Annotated in this window: 3 protein-coding genes and 1 pseudogene; all 4 read left to right on the top strand. The window is 69.6% G+C overall.

The features are described from left to right. A partial coding sequence (locus tag GJ693_RS13710) for a CHAT domain-containing protein (RefSeq protein ID WP_156256841.1) occupies positions 1–1,778 on the top strand: 1,778 nt, incomplete at its 5' end. Next, positions 1,778–3,754 (top strand): adenylate/guanylate cyclase domain-containing protein, encoded by a 1,977-nt coding sequence (locus GJ693_RS13705; RefSeq protein ID WP_156256840.1) that lies wholly within the window; start codon positions 1,778–1,780, stop codon positions 3,752–3,754. The genes GJ693_RS13710 and GJ693_RS13705, both read left to right, overlap by 1 nt. After that, positions 3,741–4,439, top strand: coding sequence for a hypothetical protein (locus GJ693_RS13700; RefSeq protein ID WP_156256839.1), 699 nt, complete (start codon positions 3,741–3,743; stop codon positions 4,437–4,439). Before GJ693_RS13705 ends, GJ693_RS13700 begins: the two co-directional genes overlap by 14 nt. A gap of 65 nt (positions 4,440–4,504) precedes the next feature. Further along, positions 4,505–4,997: pseudogene (locus tag GJ693_RS13695) on the top strand (hypothetical protein); the annotation flags it as partial.

Genomic DNA, 4,997 nt, shown 5'->3' with positions numbered 1-4,997 from the left:
TGCTCGCCGCCCGCGCCCAATTGGCGGCGCTGCTGGCGCGGCAGGGCGACAGCGCGGCGGCGGCCACCATGTTCCGTGCCATCGTCAAGGCGGCGCCGGAAACGCCGGGCGCCGGCCAGGTGCTGCGGCCCTTGTTGGGGCCCTGGTTTGCGCAGTTGGCGGCGAGCGGCGATGCAGCGGCCGCGTCTGACCTGTTTGACGCGTCCCAGATCCTGGTGCGCCCCGGCGTCGCCCAGACCCAGGCCGTGCTGGCGCGCGAATTGTCGGGCGGCAGTGACGAGGCCTCGGCGCTGTTCCGCCAGTCCATCACCCTGTCGCGTGACATCGTGCGCACCGAAGGCGATGTCGCCCGCCTTGGCCAGATCGACGCGCCGACTCCGGTGGAACAGGAGCAGATCGCCGCCCTGCGCGCCAAGCTGGCGCAGCTGGGCCGTGACCAGACCGCGGTGCTGGCCCGGCTGGCCGAATATCCGCGCTATCGCAGCATCAGCAACAGCACGGTGACGCTGGCCAGCCTGCAGCAGGCGCTGGCGGGCAGCGAAACCTATTACAAGCTGATCCTGGTCGGGGAGGCCGCCTATGGCCTTGCCGTGGCGCGTGACGGCGCGGCGGTGGTGAAGGTGGCGGCGACCGCGGCGGACCTCGGCCAGCTGGTCAAGGCCATTCGCGACACGGTTGTGGTGATGGAAAATGGCCGGCCCACCACCTATCCCTTTGATGCGACAGCGGCGCGGCGGCTGTTCACCGCACTCACCGGCCCGGCCGACGGTTCGGCGGCGCGCCTTGTGCTGGCCAGCCGTCACCTGGTGGTGGAGCCCGATGGCGCGCTGCTGCAACTGCCGTTCAACCTGTTGATCACCAGCGACGACGGCCTCGCCGCCTATCAGGCGCGGATCGATGATCCCAATGCCGATCCGTTCGATGCGCGCGGGCTGGCCTGGCTGGGGCGGGATCGCATCATCTCCACCGCCACCTCGGCGCGGTCGTTCATCGATGTGCGCGGGCTGGCCGGCAGCCGGGCCAGCAACGCCTATCTTGGCCTGGGCCAGAATGCGGTGCCGGCCACACCCATCCCCGCCAATGCCCTCTCGCCGCGCGCCGATTGTGACTGGCCATTGGCGGAGTGGAACCACCCGATCTCGGCCAGCGAGCTCACGCTGGCCGCCGCGTTGCTCGGGGGTGGCGGCGCCAGCGTCGAGACCGGCGCGGCCTTTACCGATACCGGCCTGATGGCGCGGCGCGACCTCAAGGATTATCGCGTCATCCACTTTGCCACCCACGGCCTGGTGACGGCGCCGCGCCCGGAATGCCCGGCCCGTCCGGCGCTGCTGACCAGCTTTGACGGTGCCGGCAGCGACGGCCTGCTCAGCTTCAAGGACATCTTCGACCTCAGCCTCGATGCCGACACCATCATCCTGTCGGCCTGCGACACGGCCGGCGCTGCCACCGCCTCGGCCACGCGCGAGGCCGGCATCACCACCGGCGGCAATTTCGCCCTCGATGGCCTGGTCCGCGCCTTTGTTGGCGCCGGCGCCCGCGCGGTGATCGCCAGCCACTGGCCGGTGCCCGACAGTTTCGACGCGACGAAAACGCTGATCACCGGGCTGTTTGCCGATGCCGGCTCGATCAGCGTGGGCGAGGCGCTGCGCCGCAGCCAGGTCAAGATGATGGACACGGCCGAAACCTCGCACCCTTATTACTGGTCGGGCTTTGCCATCATCGGCGATGCGGCCAAGCCGCTGGTTGGCGCGCCGGCGATCGCCCGACCCGGCCGTTGATGGCCAGTCGCCTGGCCAATCTGCAGCGGGCGGTGGGACTGGCCGGGCCGCTGCGCCTGTTTGTCACCGGTCTGGTGCTGGTGCTGGCGCTGCTGATCGCGCGCTACAGCTGGAATCTGCCCTTCCTGCTGGCCGCGGAGCGCGGGCTGTATGATGTGCGCGTCGATCTCAATGCGCCGCGTGTCGATCAGGATGATCGTATCGTGCTGGTGGTGTTCACCGAGGAAACGCTGGCTGCCACCGGCAAGCGCTCCCCGCTCGATCGCACCATGCTGGCCCGGGCGCTGACCAATCTTGATGCGCTCGGCCCGCGCGCCATCGGCGTCGACATCTTGATCGATCAGCCGCAGCCGGAAGACCCGGTGCTGAAGCAGGCGCTGTTGGCGATGAAGACGCCGACCTGGTTTGGCTTTTCCACCAACGCTGAGAATGGCGAATTCGTGATGCCGTGGCAGGAAGCCCATATGCGCCGCTTCTTCGCCGAAGTGGCCAGCGCGCCGGTGCGCACGGCCAATATCCGGCTGGACGTGGACAGCGACAATGCCTGGCGGCAATGGCCCAACCCGGCACAGCGGCCGCCACCCCTGCTGGTCAACGCAATTGCGGGTGTGGCCGGCTATGACCGCTATCAGGGCTCGGCGATCTTCCGCAAACCGCTGCTGGCAGACCGGCCGGTGTTCGCCTCGCTGCCGATCGACCTGTTTGGCAATGCGGAAACTGCGGCGGCGCTGAAGGACGCGATTGCCGGCAAGATCGTGCTGGTGGGGGCCGATCTGTCGGAAGTGGACCGCTTCATCACCCCCTTCACCCGCATAACCGGCACCACCACGCCAGGGGTGGAACTGCACGCCGTGCTGATCGCGCAGGCGCTGGATGGCACGAAGCTGAAGCCGCTGCCGCCGGCCGTGCTGTGGGGGCTGGCGCTGCTGGCGGTGGCGCTGGGGGCGTTCACGGGCGGCTTTGACCTCGCCGCGCGGCTGCTGGTGCCGTTCGTGGTCGGCGAGGTCGGGCTGCTCGGCTGGCTGCCCTATGGCCTGCAGGGGCAGGGCTTTGACACGTTTGAGCAACCATGCGCCGGGTTGGGCGTGGCCTGGCTGCTGGCACTGATGGCGGCGGGCACCACGGCGCGTCTGGTCGGCGCCGATCAGCGCAAGTTTGCCCAGGGCGCGCTGGGCAAATATCTGCCGCGCGACGTCGCCGAACAGATCTTGCGCGAGCCCGAGCAACTGGCGCTGAAAGGCGAGCGCCGGCCGATCTTCGCGCTGTTCACCGATATCGAGGGCTTCACCTCGATGTGCCAGAGCCAGCCGCCGGAAGTGGTGGCCTCGACGCTGAACGAGTATCTCGATACCATGAGCGACGTGGTGCTGAAGCATGGCGGCACCATCGACAAGTTCGTTGCCGATGCGCTGGTCGCCTTCTGGGGCGCACCGTTGGCCCGGCCCGACGATGCGGCGCGGGCACTGGCCTGCGCGGTGGAAATGGCCCAGGCCGGCGAGCGCTTCCGCGTCGCAACGCCGACCCGCCCGGCGATGGGCCGCACACGGGTGGGCCTGCACTGGGGCGATGTCGTCGTTGGCAATTTCGGCGGGGAAGGGCGCATCCAGTACACGGCGCTGGGCGATTCGATGAACGTCGCGGCGCGGCTGGAAGGCGCCAACAAGACGCTGAAGACCGCCGCGCTGGTCAGTCGCGAGGCGGCCGAGCAGATGGGGCTGGAGAATTTCCGCCCGATGGGCCGGGTGCGGGTGCGCGGCCGGGAAAAGCCGATCGAGGTGTTCGAACCCATCGGCGCCGGCGCTGCGGCGGCCGATCCCGAGCTGGCCGCCCTGTGCGCGGCCTTTGATCAGGGCGATATGGCGGCCTTGCCAAAACTCAAGGCGCGCGCCGCGGCTGCGCCGGAAGACATGGCCCTCACGTATCTGGTAAGACGGATGGAACAGGTGGGACCGGGAGGTGTCTATGATCTCGATTAGGTCGCTTGCTTTGGTGGTCGCGGCGCTGGCCGCATCGTCGGCACTCGCCGGCCCGCTGGTGGTGCGGGCCGCTGGCCCCTCATCGGCGCAGTTCAAGCCGGGGCAGCGCCTGCCCGATGCGCCGGTGACGTTGAAGGCTGGCGATTCCATCGTGGTGCTCGATGCCAAGGGCACGCGCAGCTTTTCCGGCCCCGGCACCTTCAGCCTGACCGCGGCCAGCGCCCAGGCCGAGCAGGTCGCCTTTTCCGACCTGCTGGTGCAGAAGCCGGCGCGCCGCGCCCGCATCGGGGCGGTGCGCGCCACCGGGCAGGACCAGGGCCCGCCGTCGCCACCGGGGGTGTGGGCGCTCGATACCCGCCAGTCCGACACGGTGTGCGTGCTCGATCCGGCCAATATCGCGCTGTGGCGGGCCGACACCAGCGCCGCGCAGAGCATGACCATCACCCGCGACGATGGCGCGACAGCGACGCTGAATTTCGGCATCGGCCAGGCGCTGGCACCACTGCCGGCGGCGGTTGCCGGCAAGCCGGGCGCGCTGAAGATCAGCGGCGGCAAGTCGCCGGTGACGCTGACCGTCAAGCAGGTTGCCGCCCCCGGCGATGTCGAGGCGCTGGGCGCGACGCTGGTGGAAGCCGGCTGCCAGAGCCAGTTCCAGCGCCTGGCGGTCAACACGCTGCAGGATTAAGCGCCACCGGCTTCTGGTTGCTTTTTGATTGACTTGGCACGCCGCGAATCCGCATCCATCGGGTCATGCCGACTCCCCGCTCGTGGCAGCATCCTGCCTGCATTGTCCTCGGTCTGCTGCTGGCCAGCGCCGCCAGCGCCGGCCCGCTGATCATCCGCGCCACCGGGCCATCGGCAGCACAGTTCAAGCCGGGCATGCGGCTTGGGGAGGCCCCGGTGCCGCTGAAAAAGGGTGATCTGGTGGTGGTGCTCGACGCCAAGGGCACGCGGCGCTTTGCCGGGCCCGGCCTGCTCGACACCAGGGCGGCCAGCAAGCCGGCGGAAGATCGCATTGATTTTTCCGACATCGCCCAGCCGGATGGCACTCGCGCCGTGATCGCGGCGACCCGGCAGATGACCCTGTCGGCGCCGGCGGCCGTGCCGGCCTTCGATGCGCTGGCTGATGAGCGTCTGTGGACGCTGCCAGTGGCGGCGGGCGGGAGGCACTGCCTGCTCAGCGGCCGGCCGCTGACCTTCGTGCGCACCAGCGCGGCTCGTCCCGCCGCGCTGACCGTGCGGC

Source organism: Sandarakinorhabdus oryzae, from assembly GCF_009733735.1.
Taxonomy (GTDB): Bacteria; Pseudomonadota; Alphaproteobacteria; order Sphingomonadales; family Sphingomonadaceae; genus Sandarakinorhabdus; species Sandarakinorhabdus oryzae.
This window is presented reverse-complemented; position numbering and strand designations above follow the sequence as displayed.